The following is a 21,266-nucleotide window of genomic DNA, read 5'->3' on the forward strand; positions in this document are numbered from 1 at the left end:
TTAGGTTCTGTTAACTTTTTTGTTTACAAATTCTAAATGAAAATCAGATGATGACGAAAAAGAAAAATAAACACTGGTACCTGTTGGGACTAAACAGGTTCTTTCATGTTACCTTTTTGCTGACCGGGCTGTTGTTACTATTTTTTGTTAACCATTCGCCGGCGTTTTGGAAGCCTTATCACCAGAAAATCGATTCCTTTAAAATTGTATGCGACAGTGAGGTATTGCGTGTACCTGGTGGCTCATTTCCAATTGGAATCATTGTATATCAGAATAACGGGAAGGTGAAAAGCACCATTGATCCCCGTTTCTTCAATACTTTATGGGGTAAGTTTGAAATTGATATAGAAGGTGGAAGTTACAGTAACGGATCTCTTTTCATCGATGAAACACTTCTGCCTTCCAAAGGAAAGCATGTGAGCATTTCGATCAATCCGTATGGCGCACCCAAAATGAAGCAAAAGCTCATACTTCCGTTGAATTATGAAGAAAAGATACAGCTGATTCCCATCACCGATGTTGTGCCAACTCCCGGCTATAGTTTCAGATTTAAGATGCTTGTAAGCTTTAACAATGGAGAAGAATTGGAAATATTGAATCGCTGGAACAGTCGTTTTAGCCATCTTTTTGAATTTGAAAACGAAGGTGTTTCCATAAAGGAAAGCCGTTGCTACATCGAAAAGGATTTTAATAAACTGAATAAGCATCAAATAAGCATTACTGCCCGTCCGTTAAGAAATCCCGATATAAGTTATACCTATACGCTGGCTATGGATTATAAGGCAGAGCAACGTTTTGTGCTGGGTGGTAGCGATGGTTACCATGGTTCTAATGGTCGCGATGGTTCCGATGGATCATCCGGTGCGGATGGACGGCACGGAGAAAATGGAAGAGATGGTGGAAACGGAGACGATGGACCCGACATGGGAGTTTGGGTCGATTATTATTTCGATTCACTTTTAGCTGCACCCATGTTGTATGTTTATGGAGAAAATCTCTGGACTGGTAAATCGTATCATTTTCTGATCAATACCAATGGTGGACTGTTGCACGTTATATCGCACGGCGGTTCCGGAGGTACTGGCGGGCGGGGCGGTGATGGTGGCGATGGTGGTGACGGGAATGCAGGTCGATGGCGCGAGCGAACGGTTGTTCTAAGCGATAGCACCAGTAAGGTTGAACGCTGGCAGGGACGCGGACAGGATGGTGGTGACGGTGGCGATGGCGCCTACGGTGGTTATGGTGGCAATGGTGGTGACGGAGGAAATATTTATGTTTATTTTACTGACGATGCAGCACCTTATCGCCAATTGATCGTTCCCGATTCAAACGGTGGATGGTTTGGGACAGGAGGCTTTGGCGGAAGTGCGGGTTCTGCCGGAGATGGAGGACAGGGTGATCCCAAAGGACGTGATGGTTCTTCCGGAAACACTGGCAGCAGTGGGAATTCAGGTGATTGGGGCTCTTCGGGAACTGTAAGCTATGGAACGGTTGAAGAGTTGGTAACTTACTGATTTCAGACGTTTACCTCGTCGGGGTTGATCAGCTTGTTCATCATTGCATACACCGTCAAACCCGATATTGTTTTGATTCCCAGCTTTTCTGTCAGATTTTTTCGATGTGTGATTACCGTATTGATGCTTATGAACAGTTTGTCGGCAATTTCCTTATTGGAATAACCCAGGGCAACTTCCTTTAAAATATCGGTTTCACGTGCGCTGAGTACCGAATCATCCGAAGCATTTTCGTGTTGTTCATAACTGGAAAAAAAGTTTTGTAGTGTTTCCAATACTTTCTCTTCTCCATCATCGATGTTTAGGATGTGAGGATGAAAGCTATTGGCAATTAGTTTGTTGCATATTACCAGTACACTGCCTTTAAACGCTTTTTTGAAGTTGTCGAGTTGTTCTTTATGATTACTATAAAGCATGTTGTGATGTACAATTAAATAATCATGCTCCGAAAACTGTTGCAGAAATCTTTCATCCAAATGATCAACAAGCTGAAAATCGGCTTCTACACCAATGTGGCTGATTAAGCTTTGAAGGCCAACCCTGATCAGGTACCGGTCGGTTGCCAGTATCACTATCGTTTTGTTTTTATAATGAAGCACCTAGTTCGAGTATTTTTTGTTCAAGCTGAATAACTTTGGGAATTAATACCTTGTCCTCTATTCTGGAATGGTCGTTCAGGTCATCTTCGAGCCGGTAGAGCTCGATTAACAGTTTTTCCATGATGTCTTTTCTTTTCACCGGAGGCAAAAATTTGATGATCAAATTCTTTAAGTCAAAAAGTTTTTCTTCCAGTTTGCCGTGGTCGTCATCATCGTCCCTGAATGGTTTTTCCTTAATTTTTTTTAGAAGTTCTGGCGGAATACCACTTCTAAGTACTTCTTCAAGGGTATGGGTGTATGGAAATACGGTGCTTTCCTCATGTCTTAAATGCCTGATCAGTTCCAGTTTGTATTCTTCAAAAAAGTCAGCAATCAGCTTGTTGTTTATCTTGTTTTCCTCCGAGCTTGAATCGATGAACTGCTGCACCATTAGTTCCAGTTCAGGTATTTTAGTGTTAACATAATAGGCGTGTGTATTTTTCAGATAATCAACAATCAGTGTTAAAGGATAATTCTGAAATTGATCTTCGATAAAATAATCCTGATTGTGATAACTGTTCATGATCTCCAGGAAAAAGGCAATGTTTATGTCCTTCTCCGAACATATTTCTTTCACCGTTTTATTGCCAAAGCCTAAGTCGATTCCAAAACGACCGATGATCGGAAGTAAAAGATAGTCGAGATGAATCACATCGGCCATTTTCATGTTGGCGTTGATTGGTAAATGTTTCATGTACACAATTATTTACTGAATTTAAATTCACTGTAAGTGCAAATATATTTAGAATCTTTCAAAATAAGCTCATGCCACATGCAATATCTTCTCTTTAACAGCGATGATTGTATTCGTTTGGCTGTTTTTAACTTTTCTTTTTAATGCAGCGCATTGCCAATTTTAATACTAAAAGTGATGGTTCTGGGTTTCCCTGGGCCATACATATAGCCTGCATCCCGGAACACACCACGGTCGTGTTCCTTTTGGTTTTGATTGAATAGGTTTTGAATTCCAAGTCCCAATTCCATATCGGTATTTCCGGCCAGTTCAATGCAATAGGAAATTTTTCCACCAATGTGGAAAAAATGTTCCGAAGATTCAAGACGTTCTCCTGTGATGACATCACCCCTTACAATGGCTTCCAGTTCGGCTGGATCGCTGGTGTTGGGATCGAGTCCAAAATGTGGAATCAACATTGTACCGGTATAGGTGCCTGTGAATGACAGGTTAAGATGCTCGATGCCCAGGTACTCAAGCGTGGCAAAGCCATACTGATTGGGGGTGCGGACAAAGCGACGTGTTATACTTTCGTCTGACTCACCCCACGACTGCGGACTATCATAAAGTGCCTGCTGTATGGTGTATCCAAGCTGTGCCATCACCTGTTTATTGAAGGCTGTGTTTAATTCGAGGTTGGTACCTGCTACGTGGGCACCATCGCTTGCATTAATACGCATGTATTCAAAAGTGCCATTGTCATCAAGCTTCCGGTATTCGTTTGAAAACGGATCGTTTAGCTGAGTAAAAAATCCTTCGGCCAAGAATTCTACCGAATTGTTTCCTGCTGAAAAGTTGGTGTTGAACGAGGCAGTATAACTGTGCGAACTTTCCTGTTTAAGATCAGGGGAGTTTGAATGGAGTACGCGTTTGGCTCCCGATGCTTCGATATGAAGATCTTCATCAAAAAGCTGAGGTGCCCGGTATCCTTTTGCATAACTGGCTCTTAACTGCGCCGAGGGACTCAGCTGCAACAAAAGGGTTGTTCTGGGTGCAATTACATTGCCCGTTAATGGCTTGTTGTCTATGGCATTCCGATCGCTTATCTGATAGTGATCGTAGCGCAAGCCCAATGAAAGTTTTGCCCTGCCAAGGTTCCAGTCATTCTGGGCAAAGGTGCCGATGGTGTTAACCAACTGGTTGGTGATCAGTGAGTTTTCCTGGCCATTGCTCCCCAGTTTTGTATCTTTTAAGGTATTCAGTGTGTTGTCGATACCTGCAATAAGTACCGATGGGGCGATGAGCAGCCGATCGAAATGCATTGTATACTGAGAACCCAGCGAGGCAGATATATCGCTGGTTTGACCATAGGCCGACGGATCCTGCTGTGCACCATAATAACTGCTGCGGTCAACAGTTTGAGCCGAAGCATAAATGCTAAGTTGGTTGTACTTGCTTTGATGAGTAAACAGATCATATGAGATACTGGCTCCGTTAATCATATGATCGACCTGCTCTGTTATATCTGCTTCATGAGGCAGGTAATCAAACCTGTTTCCGCCCCTCCGGAACTCAGCTATCCGGTAATAGTCAAGCAATAATTTACTTTTGTCACCAGGTTGGTAGAACGCATTGAATCCCACGGTGGTGTTCTCCATTAAAACAGTTTCTGAAAAGCCGTCGTTGTTTATATCATAAGGGTCCCGTTCGCGGGCCATTGCATAAACAAACAAACCACTATGCTCATCAACAACCGAGGCATTGAGATTCAGTGTACGATCGAGTGAGGGGGTGTTTAACAAATTGTTTCCACTTCCTAAAATGCCTAGTGAACTGTTTATCTCAAAGGTATTTTGACGGGGCTCACGGGTAATAATGTTGATGGTACCTGCAATGGCATTTCCTCCAAACAAAGCAGATCCACCTCCCCTGACTACCTCAATTCGGTCGACCATTCCCGTGGGAAACAGTTCCAGTCCGTATACCCCTGCCAAACCACTGAATATGGGGCGGTTATTAATTAGAATCTGAGAATAGGGGCCTTCGAGACCATTCATTCTTACCTGACTAAATCCACAGTTCTGACAGTTGTTTTCCATGCGTAAGCCGGGCGTAAAATCAAGACCGTCGGCAATGGAAGTGGCCTGCGTCCTTTCAAATAATTTTGAAGACAAGGTGTTTATAATCATTGGTGCTTCGGTACGGGTCACGGCATTTCTGTCGGCAGTAACCACCACACTTTCAAGATGGAGTACATCTTCTTTTAGTTCAAATACAAGCTCTTTAAAATCTCCGGCTTCCAATTGTATGGTTTGTTGATTTTGACGGTATCCAATTCCTCTTGCGATGATGGTATGTTTTCCCGGAGGCAAGGATTTAAGTTCAAATGTACCCTTGCTGTTGCTCGATGTGCCTATACTGGTTCCTTCGATGAGCACGTTGATGAAGGGTATCAGCTCTCCTTCACATAAAATGGTTCCGTTTATTGTTGCAGCTGGAACCGGCTCATTTTCAGTTCCACTTAATATTGTTGTATACAATAATAGTATGACAACAACGAAAATTTTGGTCATATTGATTGGTTTTTAAGAAAATTTTTGGTTTTTAATGCATTGCATATTCAATCAGCCGCGATGGCCGACTGATAAAGAATGTATTATAAGTGATGGTTTTATAAAAGGGACGAAGGAGGTGAGCGGCCGAAGGTAGCGTTAATGCTGCAACAGATAATTTCATTTTTGAACCATGGGTGTTTTAAAACCCTGGTTTGGAAAAGAAGCAATTGTACAGCAATAAAAAAAACAACAAACAAGATTAAAAGATGATCTATTACAATGAAATCGTTTGTCGAGTGATGGTGTGTGTTCTCAGGTAGTTCGTTGTCGGGATTACTGAAGGGATGGGCATGTGTCATTACCTCACCCGTATCAAGATGATGCGCATGTATAAATACAATGTTATTAAGGGTGATGAAACTCACGATGGTGAATAGTGAGAATGCCACCAGCCTTTTTATTGTATTTTTTATTTTGTTATCCATGCGCTGGCAAAAATAATTATTCAGCCAACTTTTCTCCTCATTACTAATTGGTATTTTTTGTCATTTATCAATTTAAATAGTGCTGGCATGCTGAATATTCGTTTTCGGGCGTTTTTAAACAACTAATTGTGGTGAATTTATTTTAAATTTGCATCCGTTTGGTGATGTCTTCCTTTAAACTATACATCGATAAATTACTTTCTCCATGAAGCAGTTAAGCCTGGTTATTTGTGTTTATAATGAAGAAGAAAATATACTGCCTCTGGCCGGTCAGATCAAAAAAGCACTCGAAGCATACGATTTCGAAGCCATTTATGTCGATGATGGATCGACTGATCAAACCCGCGAACGCATTCGTGAAATAGGCGACGAACGCTTTAAACTGGTTAAACTGCGTAAGAACTACGGTCAAAGTTCGGCACTTCAGGCAGGAATCGATACCGCCGAAGGGAACTACATCGTAACGCTCGATGGTGATTTGCAAAACGATCCGGCCGATATACCTGCTATGATTGAAAAACTGGAGGCCGAAGATTGTGATGTGGTGGCTGGTATCAGGGCCAATCGACAGGATGGAATGTTTTTAAGAAAAATTCCCAGCCAGATTGCCAACTCCATCATTCGTCAAACCACCGATGTGAAAATCAGGGATTATGGCTGTACGCTGAAAGTTTTCAGATACGACATTGCTAAGAATATAAAAATTTACGGAGAGCTGCATCGTTTTATTCCGGTTCTGGTTGCGCTTGAGGGAGGGTCTATTACCCAGATGGATGTACACCATCATGCCCGCGTTCATGGCAAATCGAAATATGGTATTAATCGGACCTTTAAAGTTGTCAGTGATTTGCTGGTGATGGTTTTCCTGAAAAAATACCTTCAGAAGCCCATGCATCTTTTTGGCGGACTCGGCGTATTCGCCATCATTATCGGCACACTGATTAATCTTTATTTGTTAGCACTAAAACTAACGGGACATGACATTTGGGGAAAACCGCTTTTGTTGCTGGGAGTGATGATGTTATTGGCTGGAATTCAATTAATCACTTTTGGCTTGCTGGCCGAAATCATGATGAGAACCTATTTTGAATCGCAAAATAAAAAGCCCTACCGTATTCGCAAAATTGAACAGGTAGGGCCTTAAAATTTATCGTTTAGTTTTTACAACTCATTCAGTAATTTAAGCGTGGCATCGTAATCGGGTTCTGTGGTAATTTCAGGAACAATTTCGACCAGGCGTACTGTTCCGGTTTGATCGACAACTACAGTGCCTCTTGCCAGTAATGCAAGCTCTTTAATCAGGTAACCATATTTATTCCCAAATTCTCGTTCTTTGTAGTCCGAGAGGGTGACTATATTATTCAACCCTTCGGCAGCACAATAGCGTTTGTGAGCAAAAGGCAGATCAAGTGATACACTAAGTACCACCACATCTTTCATCGAACCGGCTATTTCGTTAAACTTATGATTTTGTTTCTGACATATGCCTGTGTCGATCGACGGATATACAGCAATAACTACTGTTTTTCCTTCGAACGATGACAGTGAAACTTCTTCGAGTGCCTGATTTACTGCTACGAAATCGGGTGCTTTATCTCCAACTTTAATGGCATTGCCTGTTAAGGTAACCGGCTTGCCGGCAAAAGTTACTAATCCTTTTCTTTCTGACATAGGTAATAAATTTATTGTTTAATAAAGATAGAACGTTCAAAGCTGTTAAATGTTTGCCCGCTTGGCTGCATTCATTCAAAAAAGGCTTACAATATGACCTGTAACTACGAGGTTTTACGTTTGATGCCACAACCTAAGTTTTTGGTTTCCTTATTTTTAATCTCAGTGCCTTTGCCCAGGCTGTTGAGTGCATCTTTTAGGTAGAATTCCTTTACCTCATCTGCATTTTTATGGTTGTCGTCGATCGCTCCCTTGTACACCAATTTCATGTTTTTATCGAAAAGAAATACATGGGGGGTTGTTTGCGCTCCCAAAGCATTGGCGAGTTTTGATTCCACATCAACAAGGTAAGGCCATTGGTAACTATATTTTTTTGCGTGAGCCTGCATGGCCTCATAGGAGTCGTCTCCATCACGTTTGGTGTAATTTGAATTGAGCAAAACCATGCCTACTTTATTTTCTCCGGCAATTTTATTTACCATGGGATATCGATCTTCCCAGGCAATAACAAAGGGACAGGTGTTACATGAGAAAATGACAAGCAGGCCATTTTCTCCGGCTATATCGTGTAAACCAATGGTTTTACCCGTTGTAGAACACTTCATGTTTTCGCTGCCTGGCAAGGCTTCACCAATTTCAAGAACAGGATATTGGGCATAAGTACCCAGCGTGAACATGAGGAATAGAATAGGGATAATGTGTTTCATGATTTTCTTTTTTAGTTATACCCTAGAATAACCATCGATGATCATGAATTGTTTATCGGCAAAAAGGGAAGAAGCAAACCATCACAGTCTGACTGTGACGATTTGCTTACAGGTTCTATTTAATAATTGGGTTTTCCTTTTATTCAAGGTAAGGCTTAACCAGTCGTCCGCTGTTATCGCTCAAACGTCCCACAATGAGCAGAATCAGATCAACAAGATACCAGATGCCCAGTCCGCCAACAGTAATAAGCATGAGGATGCCAGTGCCTGTCCGTCCAAGATAAAAACGGTGTGCTCCAAATATTCCGAGTATCCAGCACAGTAAGACTGCGGCAAGCCAACGGGTGTTGAATGTTTTGTTGTTAATACTGTCGGGTTGTGGTATGCCACACTTCGGACATACAGCAGCTCTCGCATCGATTGCGGCGCCGCAGTTAAAGCAGTATTTTTCAGTTTCTGTTCTCATTGTTTTTAATTTTACACCAAAAGTGCAGTTTATAAACCCTTCTACGAATAAGTATTGGGTAAATTACACAATTTTACCGGTAAAATGAACGATGCTCACTTCAACTGACAAAAATAGTCCCGTATTTTTGTTTGAACTACTCCCTGGATAAGCTGACAATAATATAAGCTGTAAGCAAACCTGATCGTGCACTCCTATTAAGAACAAGCTGACTCGTTCTTCTGGTGCCTGTCCGAATATTGATACCCGCTTTAATAGGAAAGCAAAAGCCTGCTTTCCTATCAGCCAATTAATTCAGTTATATGTTGTAGGAAAACTTGCTTAGTTGCCCCCGTCACTGCTGCCACTACCATCGCCATCTTCCTGATCTTTGAAAAATGGATCACCTGGTGCATCCGGAGGATTTTCTCCGCCACGAACGGCTGTAAGTTCAGCATTGCTTAAACGGAATGATTCATTCTCTGCAGAAAAAAAATGGTTTAAAGTTTTCATAATGGATTTTGTAAAAAAGATTAACACTAATTTTGACCTTCACCTATTTATTCCGATAATTGGCAAAAGGTTACCCTGTTTTTATGAAAATTTTTAAATTATTTTTCATTTGTCTCATTTTCAGTGCGTTAAAAATGCCATTTTTTTCGCTAAAAAGCTCTGCCTCGAACACCGACAGTTTGAAGTTGCTTGCCAATGAAATGACAACGCAGGGAATTGAGCTGATGAATCAAAAATCGTTTGCAGAAGCAGAGCAGTTGTTTTTTGACTTAATTGAAATCTGGGAGCAACTCGATGAGTATAACGAAATGAAAGCCTATCCCTTTTATCGCCTTGGTGATTTGTATCATCGCTTTGGTGATTATAAAAATAGTATTTATTACTATGGAAAAGCCGAAGAAATACTATCGCAATCTCCTGCTCCAAGGCAGTATGTGCTGGGAGGGCTCTATTCGAATATCGGTTATTTTTATCTTTCATATGGCGATTATGTAAAGTCGCTGGAATATTATGCCCGTTCGCTTGTCATCCTGGAAATGTTCAGGGAAAGCAACAAAAGAGCTTATTCCGATGCCAGATATGGAGTCGCTCAGACCTATTTCTTCCAGAAACGATATATAAAAGCAGCAGAAACTGCTTTAAAATCGATCAATGAAAATTTAAGTAACAAGATAGGATTCAAAAAGTTATTGGGGAATTGCTACATTTATTTGAATGAATATAACCGGGCCATTGCCATTTTAAGTGAGGTGCTCGAAGAATACGATGAACAGTCGGAGCAATATGCCGAAACGGGACTTATTTTGGCCAAGGCCTATATCTTTGATGGCGATTTGGACAAGGCTGCCTTTTGTTTCGAAGAAGCATGGCCCATCCTGAGTGAAAACAAAAGCGAGTATGATCCCTGGATTGTCTACTATTATGAAATTTACGGACAATATCTGATGGGCAGGGCAGAGGAGGAAGCTCAGCCAAATCGCCGGCTTGAACTCCTGAACGAAGCCGTTGAGACCTTCGACAGGGCACTGGTGCTTAATTCAAGCAGTCCTAATCACCACATACCGTATCTTGAAGGAGATGGCAACTTTATCACGCCAACGCAGGTAAAAGACGTATTTATTAACCGCACACGGGCGCTTCATGCTGTGTCTTCGCTCTACGATGAACTGAATGAGCCATTTTCTTCACTTAATTATCTTGAGCAGGCATTGAAAAGTGCTGAGGCAAGCATGGAATTTTTATACGACTTCAGGATCAGTTTTTTGGAAGAAGAAAGCCGGCTGGAGTTATCGGAACAATACGATAATGTTTACCTCGAGGGTTTTAAGATTGCCTCAGCACTTTATCAGAAAACCCAACTAAATAAATACTTTGAGAAAATGCTCGATTTTTCTGAAGCAGGAAAGTCGGCTTCGCTGCTGGCTGCGCTTAACGATGTAAAAGCCAGAAAGTTTGGGGGTATTCCTGATACGCTTGTACAGGGCGAACGGGAGTTGAAAATGCAACTGGCCAATCTGAACCAGTTGTTATACAACGAGAAAGCCCGCGAAGATGCAGATCATGTGCTGATGGCTGAATGGGAAAGAAAGATCTTTGATCTTCAAACCCTACACGACGACATGGTCTTCCTTTTTGAGCGTGACTACCCCGATTATTATGCTTTGAAATACAGGAAAACAACAATCACGCCGTCGCAGATAAGCGGAAAGCTTAAAAGAAATCAGGTGGTAGTTGAATATTTCGTCGACGAGCCGGTAAATTATGCCGATTCGGGGATGGTTTATGCCATGGTTTTCGATCACGAAGGCTATTTGTTTTATCAACATCCGATTGGCTGGCAGTACATGAGCGATTTGGAAACCTGTTATTACCACCTGACCGATAAAAACATTGGAGATACCAATAAAGCGAAATATACCGGTTACCTGAATGCAGCCAGTCGTTTGCACAAAATCTTGATCGATGGAATGAACTTACCTGAATCAACCGACGATTTGATCATTATTCCGCACGGCCGGCTTGCTTATTTGCCTTTTGATGCATTGATAGCAAGTCGTACGCTTTCGGAAACAATCGATTATCGTTCGCTCGACTATCTGGTTTATCATTATAATATTACCTATTCTTATTCAGCAACCCTTCAATTCGACTATTTTAAGAGCAGGCAACGTAAAAGCCGAAAGATACTTGCCCTGGCTCCTGAATACCATTTTAGCGAGTTTGATTTGTACCAGGAGGCTTATCGTCACCGTCAGGCTAACAGGGCTGTTTTACGTCCCTTACCAGGCGCAAGGGAAGAAGTAATGCAACTGGCCGATTTTAACAACAGTGAAATATTGATGGGTGATGCAGCTACCGAGTCGGTTTTTAAGGAAAAAGCGGCTGCTTACGACCTGCTTCATCTGGCCATGCATACCATCATTAACGATTCGATCCCAATGTATTCAAAGCTGGTTTTTGCTCCCGAAAGCGACAGCATCGAAGATGGCCTCCTCAATACACAGGAGATTTACAATATGAAGCTTAATGCCAGACTAACGGTATTAAGTGCCTGTAATACCGGTTCAGGAGTCATGCGCAGAGGAGAGGGCGTAATGAGTATGTCGCGGGCATTTTTATATGCCGGCTGTCCTTCAATCGTTATGACATTGTGGGAAGTAGAAGACAAGGTGAGCGCTCAATTGATGATGAATTTTTATCAGCACCTCTTTTCAGGAAGAACAAAGCCAGAGGCCTTGCGAATGGCAAAACTTGAACACATTAGAAATGCTGATCCTTTAAAGGCACATCCCTATTTCTGGCTAGGATATATCTTTGTAGGTGATCCTTCGCCCATCAAATTCAGCAATGGTGTAATAATTGGTGTAATTGTGTTTGTATCGGTCATCGTTTTTTTCCTCATTGCCGTTTGGTGTTCCCTTTCGCTTAAAAAAAGAAAAGCTGCAACCCGTTAAAGGTTACAGCTTTGGTATCTTTTAGTTTTTATATTACTTATCTCTGAGTCATCTGTTTGTTTTCCTGTTTTACATGAAAAGCATATTTCTCAATCATTTCAGGTTGTTGTTGACCATAAAGAATCAGGTATTCCAATTTATCTGCTTTCAGCTGATTGTGGCTGATTTTAAGTTGTTCCTTTTTAGATAAATCAATCTGATAGGACTGATCTGCTTCGAGCACAACTGCATAACCTTTTGAAGAAACAACACAAATGTCATTTCCTTCGAAAAGAAAACCGTTAACCGTTTCGTTTGTGTAAATTTCTCCGGCGCCGAGTTGTTGTGAGATACTGTTAAGGTGATTTCCGGCTACCAGGTTTATATTTTCACCGGTGCCAATGCTGAAGGCTGTTTCTGTTTCTTTATTGCCAAATTTCACCCCCTTTTCTTCTTCAAACAGCACGGCATTGTCCGCCTTGTTAATATAGCTCAAACGTAGTGGTTCTTTCTCGATTTTGATGACAATGCCATCGCTCACGGTAGTGGTAATCTGCATTAACTCATCCAACTCTTCTACATAAATCGATCCGGATAGTTCGGTTCGAAGATGGATTTTGTCAGGCGAAGTGAGTAGTTCTGCTTCATGCGCACTGAGAACAGTAACACCAAGCGCGTAGTGATTGTAGGCCGTAAGCAGAATACAGGCATCCCTGGTTGTTTCTATTAAAACCTCTTTGTCTGTCAGCTGACGATAACTTTTAAAATCGCCAATTGTACGGGCATTTACTGAGCTAAGGATTCCGGCTATGAAAAACAACAGGCTACTTAGATATAATTTCCCCATGATTTAAATTTTTAAATCAAATAAATCGTAAGCATTCTTAAATCAAAAAAATGAGCGGGAGCTTAAACAGAAGTGTGCTTAATCAGTTTAATTTTCTCCGCAACACAAGCCAAATATAATATTTATTTTCATTAAACAGTGAGTCGTGAAACTTTTATTTGCCTATTTTACAATAAAGTAGACAGCTTGAAAGGCTGCCCACATGAAGGTTTGTAGTGAATGAAATTTCATTTAATCCGGAAAAAAGCCAAAAATAAAGTGCTTTATTTAGAAGCACTTTATTCAACTGATCATATTATCTGTTCCATATTTCCCATGCTGCTTTGGCCTGTTCATGCAGCATTTCAAGTCCGTTTTTACACTGAGCTCCTTGTTCTGAGCCTTTTTTCATGAACAGTGTTTTTTCGGGATTGTAAACCAGGTCGAAAAGCACGTGTTTCGGCCCAATGGCATGGTAGGGAAGAGGCGGGCACTGATCTACCTTAGGATAGGTTCCCAGCGGTGTGGCGTTGATAATTACCTGACGTGTTGCTATCATGGCTTCATCAATTTCTTCGTACCTAATTTCGTTGTCAAAGAGTTGTTCCTCAATTGAGGCAGAAACGAATTCAATACCCAGTTTTTGAAGAACATATTTTACCGCCTTTGAGGCACCGCCTGTTCCCAAAACAATTGCTTTTTTGTGGTGCTCTTTCAGCATCGGGCTTAATGAACGTTCAAACCCGATGACATCGGTATTGTAGCCTTTGAGTCGCATTCCTTCATTCGCCTGAACCACCTTAATGGTATTCACCGCTCCTACCTTTTCAGCTTCTACATCAATTTCGTTTAAAAACTGCATGATTTGCTGTTTGTATGGTATGGTGCAGTTGAGTCCTATGATTTGCTCATGTTGATCGAAAATTGAAGGAAAACGTGCAATGGAGTCAATTTCGAAATTGAGGTATTGATGGTCGTTCAGGCCTTCTTTTTCAAATTTCTCACTAAAAAATTTTTTTGAAAATGAATGTCCAAGTGGATAACCGATAAGTCCGAATGTTTTCATAATTGCTATTGTTTCAAATGCTTACTGCCTGTACATTAAAAAAAATGTCGGATGATGATATTAAATTTTAAGCTGTTGCTTCCTATTGTTTTTGCGGTTTGCGTGAGGCCAGCAACTCCGTTGCCCAGATAATTAGTATTCCCAACAAGATCAATCCGATGGCGATGATTACTTCGGTGTTCATTCTTTCAGGTACAAACCAATCGTAAGCGGTAATGATGGGTTCTCCATCCTTTAAAATCAGTTCACCGGCACTGTTGGTGGCAGGAATTTCATTTTTCCAGGGCCATATTATGCCCAATGATCCAAGAATAAAACCTGAAAGCAGTGAGATCGTGGGATTCCTGAATTTTTTAAATACCCATGATAACAGATTGGCAAAAAAGACCAAACCGGCAACAGCTCCCACAACTACCGGCAAAAGAATTTTCAGGTCCAACTGATTCACTGCATCGATCATGACCAGTTGATAATTACCCAAAAGGATTAGAACAAAAGAACCCGAAAGTCCGGGTAATATCATGCTGCAGGTGGCTACAATGCCGCAAACAAAGAGGTACAGCATTGAACTGTTTTCCTGTGCCGGCTCAAGTATAGAAAGCAGGATGGCCACCACGGTTCCGATGGCAAAACTGATGATTACAGTCAGGTTCCATCGGGTGACGGTTTTTGCAACAAAATAAATTGAGGCCAGAATCAGACCAAAGAAAAAGGCCATGATGTAAACCGGATAATGGATGAGCAGAAAACCAAAGAGTTTGGCGATTGACAATATGCTTACTACTACGCCAAGAAAAACGGCTACCAGGAAATCGAGGTTGATTTTACGGGCAAAGCCACTGAATTTTCCTGTGAACAAAAGCTTAACTGCCTGCAGGTCGACTGCTTTTATCGAGTCGATGAGCTTTTCAAAGATTCCGGTTATCAGCGCAATGGTTCCACCAGAAACTCCTGGCACCACGTTGGCTGCTCCCATTCCCATTCCTTTTAAAAAAAGGCTAACGTACTTATTCATTTTTCTTATTTATTTGGCACCTGGCTTGATCAATGGAGATAATTTTGTTTTGTGTAGTGTACTGTATTTTATTCAATGGTATTGTATTTACTAATTAGCTGATTCACTGATTCGCTGTAGCGGGCATCAGGGTAACTTTCGAACAGATAACGATAATTACTGTAATCGTTTTTTAATGCCTGTTCAAGGTACTGAACAGCGTCTTTTTCCTTGTCCGATTCAAGCAGGTAGGCAGCTATACGGTAATTAATCAAGGCATTGTCGGGATGAAATTCAAGGGCTGTATTAAGTAACTCAATCGCTTTAACGACCATTCCTTTTTTGAATAGCATTCCTCCAAAACTGAGCCAGTAGGTGAGATTTTCAGGGCTCAGCTCACATGCAGCCTCGTATGCATTGATTGATTGGCTAAGGTCGTTTAAACGGGCATTCACTTTGGCCAGTTGAAACCAGTATTCACTTTTCTCTTCGTCGTATTTTACAGCCAACCTTAAATGTTTGAGAGCTTCGTTGTATTTGCTTTCAATTTTCTTGATAAGTCCAATGCTGTACCAGGCCCGGGCGTTGTGTTTGTTTAATTTCACCGCACGACGGAAGTTTTTTGCTGCTTCGGTGTAGCGTTTCAGTTTTAACTGACAGTCGCCCATTAAACAGTATATTTCATCGTTGTCTTCTTCGAATTCGATGTAGGTCTTAAAGGAATTCAGCGCCTGTTCATATTTTTTCCAAAGCATGTAAGCGTGTCCCAGGTTAAACCAGGCATTTGGAAAGGCATCGTTGATGGCCAGTGCATATTCATAAGCTTCAACCGAAGCTTCGTATTGCTTTGTTTTGGTATACAGAATACCCAGATTAAACCATGCTGAATCAGAAAAGGTATCCAGATCGAGATAGCGGTTGTAGTATTGGATACTCTTTTCATTTTCATCGATTTTCTCATAGCAAAAGGCAAGTTCGTACAAGGCTGCTTCGTTTTCAGGGTTGAGCAGTACGGCTTCCTCAAGATAAGGAATGGCCTGGTTGAAATCGCCATTTTGCTCGTAAGTATACCCGATGTTGAAAAGCGTCTCGTCACGGTCGTCGATTGAAAATTGCAGGGAGCGGTTAAACGAGTGCAGGGCCTCATTTCGGTTGCCCAGCAACAAATGAGCCGATCCTTTCATCAAATGAAGTTCATGATTGGAGGCTTCGATCATTAACAGCTCCTCGGCCATCGACAGCGTACGATCCAGTTCTCCCAAATTGAAAAGTATGTTCACTTTCCTGACTTTCAGTGGAATGGATGTGGGGTGTTGTTCTATGCCCATATCAACAGCCTGAAGTGCAGGGTGGATTTTGCCTTCCTCGATGAAGCGTTCAGCAATGAGTTCGATTTGAAAAACGTCAAAATATCTTTTTGCTCCGTTTTTCAGCATCTCTTCGTAACGCTGCAATGCTTCATTAATCTCTTGTTCCTCTTGAAAATTTCCTGCTTCCCTGTTCACTATCTAATGAATTTTTCAACTGTTTTCGATCAATTTCTATTGCTGATGCTCGTTTCGCAACAGGTCGTTGATTGTTTTTACCGGATTGAAGGTTTCAACGGGAACCTCTACAAAAACGGTATTCCAGTCGCTCATTGCTCCATTCCATAGGCCGGGAAGCTCAAGCGCCTTGATGCTTACACCGTCTTTCGACTTGCTTGAAATAAATCCGGTTTGAGGATCACGGAAAGCGACCAGTTCAAATTTCTCTCCTTTGTAATTTTTTATGCTGCAAATTAAATCAACGGGATTGAAGTGGGTTGACTGATTTAACAGTTCAGCCTGTTTGGGATCGTTCAGATCGATCTGCACTTTTTCGACAATTTGCAGCGATACCGTTTGGTCGGTATTTTCAGCCCAGAAAGGACCTCCTCCGGGCTCTCCTTCGTTTTTAACCATGCCACAAATGCGAATAGGACGGTTGAGTTTCTTTTGTAAAAACAAAACCCTGGTCTTTGGATCCATGTTTGAAGTGTCGAACTGAATTCCCAGCTCCTTTTTCATAAACATTTCGATGTTTTTCAACAGGTCATCATCGGTAGCTGCATTGGGCTTATCAAGTTTTTCGAGATAAGCAAACAGCTTATTACGCAATTCGACGAGCATACCAGCGAGTGCCTTTTTGTATCGTTTGGTGTAATGCTTCAAACGGTCGGGAACTACATTATCGATGTTTTTGATGAAAATCAGATCAGCATCAAGTTCACTCAGATTTTCAATTAACGCCCCATGGCCACCAGGTCTGAACAGCAGCCTGCCTTCGTTGTCGATGAACGGAGTATTGTCGGTATTGGCAGCGATGGTATCGGTTGATGGGTGCTGAAATGAAAAACCAATATCAAACCTGACCCCCAGTTTTTTCTGATACGATGGAACAATTTTTTCGGCCAGTCTGTTAAACCCTTCTTCATGCTCGGGTGAAATGGTAAAGTGTATTTTGGCATTGCCATTATTGCCTGTGCAATACGAGGCTGCTTCGATCAGATGTTCTTCAAACGGGGTTCGGTAAAAACCGTTGTATTTGTGAAAAGGAAGTAAGCCCTTGGGCAGATTACCAAAATTAAGCCCTTCGCTGTTGAGTAAAAGTGCGATCAGCTCTTTTTTGTCGTCGGTAGTCGCCAGGCTCTTCAATTCATCATGAAAAGCAAATTTTTTGAGATTTGTAAAGAAATCATTCATGAAGTCGTTTTCTTCACCAGTCTCCAAAAATTCGTACAAATCTTTAAACATGCGGCTGGCAGCACCCGATGCCGGTACAAATTTCATGGTGTTTAAGCCCGATGAAAGGGAATTCTCAAAAATGGAAATGTACCGGCTTTCTTCATCTTCCGATAAAATTTTAATGCCATTTTGGGGAATTGCAGGTGCAATAAGGCGCATGGGAGGAAATCCCTGTCTGAAATTATTGAGTTGTTCTTCAATAAGCTCAACTGTAAGGCCCTGATTTCGTATCTGTTCCAGATTATTGTTTGTAAACATAATTTGTTTTGTTCCAATGCATTAAAAGTAAAAAACAAAAGTACAATTCAAAATCGATCCGGTCAATTTCAATCAAAAAATTTTCAACAATTAATATTAGCAATCATTCATTAGCTTTGCAGCATGCAACAAGTAATGAAGCCACAAATATGGGGCGGCGAAAAAAGGTACAACGATTTCGCATCCCATTTCAAAAGAATGTTTAACAAAAGGGTACAAAAGGTATCGATCGATGCCGGATTTACCTGTCCCAACCGTGATGGTACAAAGGGAAGAGGAGGCTGTACCTATTGCAACAACACTTCGTTTAAGCCAAGTTACTGTAATCTTGAAACCTCGGTAAGTGCTCAGATTGAACGAGGAATTCGCTTTTTTAGCGAACGATACCATTCAATTGCCTATCTTGCCTATTTTCAGGCCTATACCAATACTTATGCTCCTCTTGAAAATCTGATCAGTTTGTATGAGGAGGCATTGGCTCATCCTGAGATAATCGGCCTGGTTATTGCCACTCGTCCTGATTGCTTGCCAGAGGAAGTGCTTGATTATCTGATGGAAAAATCGAGGCAATGTTATGTAATGGTGGAATTGGGACTGGAGTCGTGTGAAGATGAAACCTTGCTTCGAATTAACAGGGGGCACACCTGGCACGAATCGCAGGTGGCTGTGAAACAACTGGCCAAACGGGGCATTCATAATTGTGTACATCTGATTGCCGGCTTACCTGGCGAAAACCGTGAGCTGGTATTAAAGCAGGCGGCAAAAATCTCAGAACTTCCGGTTGAGAATCTAAAACTTCACCAACTACAGATACACAAAGGAACCATCATGGAACGACAGTATCGCAAAAATCCGGATGAGTTTGAGTTGTACGACAATGTGGCGCCTTACATTGAGCTGATGGCTGACTACCTTGAATTGTTACGCCCCGAAATAATTGTCGAACGTTTCATCAGTCAGTCACCTCCCGAATTGCTCGTTGCTCCCCGCTGGGGCTTAAAAAACTTCGAATTCACTGCCATGCTTGAGAAGCGGCTGCTTGAACGAAACACATGGCAGGGGCGTTTGTATGTTGATCCTGTTAAAGTTTAAGCAATTTTCTGTAAAAAGGATAAAGCTGATCGGCCATCATGATATGATCATTGATGTCGGGATGATAGTCGCAGCCGTGAGGTACAATGTTTTCAAATTGAAAAATTTCGACGGGACTTTTCAGTAAAGGGTCAAAATGAGCTTTGACTTTTTCGAGGCAGCTGAGCAATATTTCATGTTCGGCACCATCGATCATGGGGCTGCAAAGCAGGGCGATCTGTGTTTCGGGATAATGCTCAATAATTCCGTCAACAAAATCAATATAACTTTCAGTAAACTGTTGTTCATCGAAAGGAAGCCGCTCCTTGCTTCCATCGCCTTTTGATAAATCGTTGGTGCCAAGGCAGATGCTAACAATATCGGGTTGGTGTAAATCAAAATTCCGCTTTTTGCTTTCATCGGTATTCAGGTACAAGTTGTTGTATACCTGGGGCATTACCGGACCGTCGCTGTTCCAGTTCCGGTAAACGCCGATACCTGAAACCGAGCTGAGGAGAAAATCGACTCCAAGTGCCCGCGAAACAGTTGGACCGTATGCCCAGTACGCGTTGTGCTGATCGTACCATACATCGGCATGACAGGGAAGAAGGGTGGTGTCGTTGCCCATTCCGCAGCTTATTGAATTCCCTATAAACTCAATAAGTTTTTTCTGGCCAGCTTCTGCTTTTTCTAATTTCTTGCAGGCGATGCCTCCAAAGTTGATGTAGCCATTGGCGGCTTCGGTCGATTTGTAAATACTGATCTGGTGCAGTTCGCGTTGAAAAACCACACTTACGGGAATGGCCTGCATTTGTTCGCCTTCGATGCGAAAACGCCCCAGATCTTCCCCGTCGAGCTCAATAGAATAATAGTTATGCTGTCCGTTGGGATGATAGTTGCGAAGGTAAACAACACAGCTGTCGCCTGTAAACCAGGCTGTGGCCGACGATGCTGAACCAATAAGTACCACCTCGTTTTCCAGCCTGTCGATGTGCCCCGAATAACTGATGCTGCTGTTGGAGGCCTGGTATTTTTTGAGTTTTTCGCCGGAGCAGGAGCTTATGCTCAGTGAAATCAGAAACAAGGTGATCAGGTAGAGGAATCGTTTCATGTTTTTATTTTGAAAGATAACAAAATTGTTTTACTGTTTAAGCTGGTTTTGACAGTTGGAATGATATGGGTTCTACTGCTTATTGAAGCGAAGTTGTAATGTGAATCAGGGCACTTCCCTGGTTCACAATGGGAGAATGTTCGCAACAAATAATGTAGCCGCTGTTAGGTGCCTTTACCATACGTTCAAAATCGCCGAAAGGATCGGAAATACTTCCAAGTACTTCACCCTTTTTTACCAGGGAGCCCAGCTCGACAAACGATCGGAACATGCCTGAGTATTTCGCCCTGATCCAGGTAGAGCTTTTAATGATGACGGGTTCACTTAGCAGGAGCTCTTCAAGTTTTTCAGGATAGAAGTTTCGCATGTTCAGGTGTTGCATGATGTTGATTGCTCCCCGTACCCCTGTTTGTGTCACTTTGTTATCGAGGTGTAGCGTTTTGCCCCCCTCGAAAAGCAGAATTTTTTTACCCAGTTTGTAAGTGATTTCGCGAAATGATTTTTCACGTTGTTTGGCAAACTTGATGAACTTTACCCCAAAAGCCCTGGCCAGTTGCAGGGTTTCTTCATCGTTTTCGCCGATACGCAGCTGTGGGTAGTTGAAACGGCCATCACCACCGGTATGGTAGTCGATACAGTAATCGATGTGGGGAATAATTTCCGTCATCATGATGTGAGCAAAGCGGCTGGCCAGTGAGCCGGCAGCCGAGCCCGGAAAAACCCGGTTGAGGTCCCGTCCGTCGGGAAATTCGCGTTGTTGATTTAAGAATCCGAATACGTTCAATACAGGAATGGTAATGGTGCAGCCTCTTTCAGGTTTATTGAGACCACTGGCAACCAGTTTGCGTACAATCTCAACACCATTGATTTCGTTTCCATGGATACCCCCTAAAAAAAGCAAACAGGGGCCTTCTTCCTTCGCCCTTTCAATAATGACCGGTACTTCGATCATGGTATGTGTGTGCAAACGGGCAATTACCATATTGAGTTGCACGCTTTTTCCGGGCAAAATGTCTTTTCCTAAAATTCTCATAAGCTTCA

Annotated in this window: 19 protein-coding genes; 4 read left to right on the top strand and 15 right to left on the bottom strand. The window is 42.0% G+C overall.

All coding sequences use genetic code 11. The features are described from left to right. Window positions 1–47 precede the first annotated feature (47 nt). Window positions 48–1,514, top strand: a complete 1,467-nt coding sequence (locus tag FHS86_RS07965) for a hypothetical protein (RefSeq protein WP_429412463.1) — start codon at window positions 48–50, stop codon at window positions 1,512–1,514. Window positions 1,515–1,516: 2 nt separating this feature from the next. Here the strand turns inward: FHS86_RS07965 and FHS86_RS07970 are convergent, their stop codons facing one another. The 4 genes from FHS86_RS07970 to FHS86_RS07985 form a co-directional block, all read right to left on the bottom strand. Beyond that, window positions 1,517–2,086 carry a response regulator transcription factor gene (locus FHS86_RS07970; RefSeq protein WP_429412464.1) on the bottom strand — a complete coding sequence of 190 codons (570 nt, stop codon included), beginning with the start codon at window positions 2,084–2,086 and terminating at the stop codon, window positions 1,517–1,519. A 13-nt stretch (window positions 2,087–2,099) separates the two neighbouring features. Further along, a complete protein-coding gene (locus tag FHS86_RS07975) occupies window positions 2,100–2,846 on the bottom strand; it encodes a hemerythrin domain-containing protein (RefSeq protein WP_429412465.1) in 747 nt (248 codons plus the stop codon). Window positions 2,847–2,986: 140 nt separating this feature from the next. Then, on the bottom strand, window positions 2,987–5,398 hold the full coding sequence (locus FHS86_RS07980; RefSeq protein ID WP_429412466.1) for a TonB-dependent receptor: 2,412 nt from the start codon (window positions 5,396–5,398) through the stop codon (window positions 2,987–2,989). A gap of 98 nt (window positions 5,399–5,496) precedes the next feature. Continuing rightward, complete coding sequence (locus FHS86_RS07985; RefSeq protein ID WP_429412467.1) at window positions 5,497–5,865, bottom strand: hypothetical protein; 369 nt, start codon at window positions 5,863–5,865, stop codon at window positions 5,497–5,499. Between the two features lie 205 nt (window positions 5,866–6,070). Between FHS86_RS07985 and FHS86_RS07990 the strand changes: the two genes are divergently transcribed. Then, window positions 6,071–7,009 carry a glycosyltransferase family 2 protein gene (locus FHS86_RS07990; protein WP_429412468.1) on the top strand — a complete coding sequence of 313 codons (939 nt, stop codon included), beginning with the start codon at window positions 6,071–6,073 and terminating at the stop codon, window positions 7,007–7,009. 17 nt (window positions 7,010–7,026) lie between these two features. Here the strand turns inward: FHS86_RS07990 and tpx are convergent, their stop codons facing one another. From tpx to FHS86_RS08010, 4 genes are all read right to left on the bottom strand, one after another. Then, window positions 7,027–7,536, bottom strand: a complete 510-nt coding sequence (gene tpx, locus FHS86_RS07995; protein WP_429412469.1) for a thiol peroxidase — start codon at window positions 7,534–7,536, stop codon at window positions 7,027–7,029. A gap of 104 nt (window positions 7,537–7,640) precedes the next feature. Next, a complete protein-coding gene (locus tag FHS86_RS08000; protein ID WP_429412471.1) occupies window positions 7,641–8,243 on the bottom strand; it encodes a thioredoxin family protein in 603 nt (200 codons plus the stop codon). 139 nt (window positions 8,244–8,382) lie between these two features. Beyond that, a complete protein-coding gene (locus tag FHS86_RS08005) occupies window positions 8,383–8,709 on the bottom strand; it encodes a TM2 domain-containing protein (RefSeq protein ID WP_429412472.1) in 327 nt (108 codons plus the stop codon). 321 nt (window positions 8,710–9,030) lie between these two features. Then, window positions 9,031–9,201 carry a hypothetical protein gene (locus tag FHS86_RS08010; protein ID WP_429412473.1) on the bottom strand — a complete coding sequence of 57 codons (171 nt, stop codon included), beginning with the start codon at window positions 9,199–9,201 and terminating at the stop codon, window positions 9,031–9,033. A 134-nt stretch (window positions 9,202–9,335) separates the two neighbouring features. Here FHS86_RS08010 and FHS86_RS08015 point away from each other — a divergent pair, with 134 nt between their 5' ends. Next, window positions 9,336–12,155 carry a CHAT domain-containing protein gene (locus FHS86_RS08015; protein WP_429412474.1) on the top strand — a complete coding sequence of 940 codons (2,820 nt, stop codon included), beginning with the start codon at window positions 9,336–9,338 and terminating at the stop codon, window positions 12,153–12,155. A 37-nt stretch (window positions 12,156–12,192) separates the two neighbouring features. On the opposite strand, the gene FHS86_RS08020 is transcribed toward FHS86_RS08015, so the two are convergent. The 5 genes from FHS86_RS08020 to FHS86_RS08040 all read right to left on the bottom strand — a co-directional run bounded on the left by FHS86_RS08020 (window position 12,193) and on the right by FHS86_RS08040 (window position 18,043). Next, entirely contained in the window at window positions 12,193–12,981 is a 789-nt protein-coding gene (locus FHS86_RS08020; protein WP_429412475.1) for a hypothetical protein, read from the bottom strand. A gap of 295 nt (window positions 12,982–13,276) precedes the next feature. Further along, window positions 13,277–14,026 carry a shikimate dehydrogenase family protein gene (locus FHS86_RS08025; protein WP_429412477.1) on the bottom strand — a complete coding sequence of 250 codons (750 nt, stop codon included), beginning with the start codon at window positions 14,024–14,026 and terminating at the stop codon, window positions 13,277–13,279. Between the two features lie 82 nt (window positions 14,027–14,108). Continuing rightward, complete coding sequence (locus FHS86_RS08030; protein ID WP_429412478.1) at window positions 14,109–15,041, bottom strand: DUF368 domain-containing protein; 933 nt, start codon at window positions 15,039–15,041, stop codon at window positions 14,109–14,111. A gap of 68 nt (window positions 15,042–15,109) precedes the next feature. Next, window positions 15,110–16,525 (bottom strand): tetratricopeptide repeat protein, encoded by a 1,416-nt coding sequence (locus FHS86_RS08035; RefSeq protein WP_429412479.1) that lies wholly within the window; start codon window positions 16,523–16,525, stop codon window positions 15,110–15,112. 36 nt (window positions 16,526–16,561) lie between these two features. After that, the gene (locus FHS86_RS08040) at window positions 16,562–18,043 is read right to left on the bottom strand and encodes a DUF4301 family protein (RefSeq protein ID WP_429412480.1); all 1,482 of its coding nucleotides are present in this window, start codon (window positions 18,041–18,043) and stop codon (window positions 16,562–16,564) included. A 123-nt stretch (window positions 18,044–18,166) separates the two neighbouring features. Between FHS86_RS08040 and FHS86_RS08045 the strand changes: the two genes are divergently transcribed. After that, window positions 18,167–19,135 (top strand): TIGR01212 family radical SAM protein, encoded by a 969-nt coding sequence (locus tag FHS86_RS08045; protein WP_429412481.1) that lies wholly within the window; start codon window positions 18,167–18,169, stop codon window positions 19,133–19,135. Here FHS86_RS08045 and FHS86_RS08050 read toward each other — a convergent pair. Continuing rightward, complete coding sequence (locus tag FHS86_RS08050; protein ID WP_429412482.1) at window positions 19,125–20,225, bottom strand: SGNH/GDSL hydrolase family protein; 1,101 nt, start codon at window positions 20,223–20,225, stop codon at window positions 19,125–19,127. The genes FHS86_RS08045 and FHS86_RS08050 overlap by 11 nt on opposite strands. Window positions 20,226–20,304: 79 nt before the next feature. Beyond that, complete coding sequence (locus FHS86_RS08055) at window positions 20,305–21,258, bottom strand: succinylglutamate desuccinylase/aspartoacylase family protein (RefSeq protein ID WP_429412483.1); 954 nt, start codon at window positions 21,256–21,258, stop codon at window positions 20,305–20,307. Window positions 21,259–21,266 lie beyond the last annotated feature (8 nt).

The organism is Roseimarinus sediminis (assembly GCF_050433125.1).
GTDB lineage: Bacteria > Bacteroidota > Bacteroidia > Bacteroidales > Prolixibacteraceae > Roseimarinus > Roseimarinus sediminis.

Excerpts from the sequence above, each read along its gene's own strand:
- FHS86_RS08005 (WP_429412472.1), bottom strand. The coding sequence starts at position 8,709 with ATGAGAACAGAAACTGAAAAATACTGCTTTAACTGCGGCGCCGCAATC.
- FHS86_RS08010 (WP_429412473.1), bottom strand. The coding sequence starts at position 9,201 with ATGAAAACTTTAAACCATTTTTTTTCTGCAGAGAATGAATCATTCCGT.
- FHS86_RS08020 (WP_429412475.1), bottom strand. The coding sequence starts at position 12,981 with ATGGGGAAATTATATCTAAGTAGCCTGTTGTTTTTCATAGCCGGAATC.
- FHS86_RS08000 (WP_429412471.1), bottom strand. The coding sequence starts at position 8,243 with ATGAAACACATTATCCCTATTCTATTCCTCATGTTCACGCTGGGTACT.
- FHS86_RS08015 (WP_429412474.1), top strand. The coding sequence starts at position 9,336 with ATGCCATTTTTTTCGCTAAAAAGCTCTGCCTCGAACACCGACAGTTTG.
- FHS86_RS07975 (WP_429412465.1), bottom strand. The coding sequence starts at position 2,846 with ATGAAACATTTACCAATCAACGCCAACATGAAAATGGCCGATGTGATT.
- FHS86_RS08030 (WP_429412478.1), bottom strand. The coding sequence starts at position 15,041 with ATGAATAAGTACGTTAGCCTTTTTTTAAAAGGAATGGGAATGGGAGCA.
- tpx (WP_429412469.1), bottom strand. The coding sequence starts at position 7,536 with ATGTCAGAAAGAAAAGGATTAGTAACTTTTGCCGGCAAGCCGGTTACC.
- FHS86_RS07990 (WP_429412468.1), top strand. The coding sequence starts at position 6,071 with ATGAAGCAGTTAAGCCTGGTTATTTGTGTTTATAATGAAGAAGAAAAT.
- FHS86_RS07965 (WP_429412463.1), top strand. The coding sequence starts at position 48 with ATGATGACGAAAAAGAAAAATAAACACTGGTACCTGTTGGGACTAAAC.
- FHS86_RS08045 (WP_429412481.1), top strand. The coding sequence starts at position 18,167 with ATGCAACAAGTAATGAAGCCACAAATATGGGGCGGCGAAAAAAGGTAC.
- FHS86_RS07980 (WP_429412466.1), bottom strand. The coding sequence starts at position 5,398 with ATGACCAAAATTTTCGTTGTTGTCATACTATTATTGTATACAACAATA.
- FHS86_RS07985 (WP_429412467.1), bottom strand. The coding sequence starts at position 5,865 with ATGGATAACAAAATAAAAAATACAATAAAAAGGCTGGTGGCATTCTCA.
- FHS86_RS08025 (WP_429412477.1), bottom strand. The coding sequence starts at position 14,026 with ATGAAAACATTCGGACTTATCGGTTATCCACTTGGACATTCATTTTCA.
- FHS86_RS08050 (WP_429412482.1), bottom strand. The coding sequence starts at position 20,225 with ATGAAACGATTCCTCTACCTGATCACCTTGTTTCTGATTTCACTGAGC.
- FHS86_RS08055 (WP_429412483.1), bottom strand. The coding sequence starts at position 21,258 with ATGAGAATTTTAGGAAAAGACATTTTGCCCGGAAAAAGCGTGCAACTC.
- FHS86_RS08040 (WP_429412480.1), bottom strand. The coding sequence starts at position 18,043 with ATGTTTACAAACAATAATCTGGAACAGATACGAAATCAGGGCCTTACA.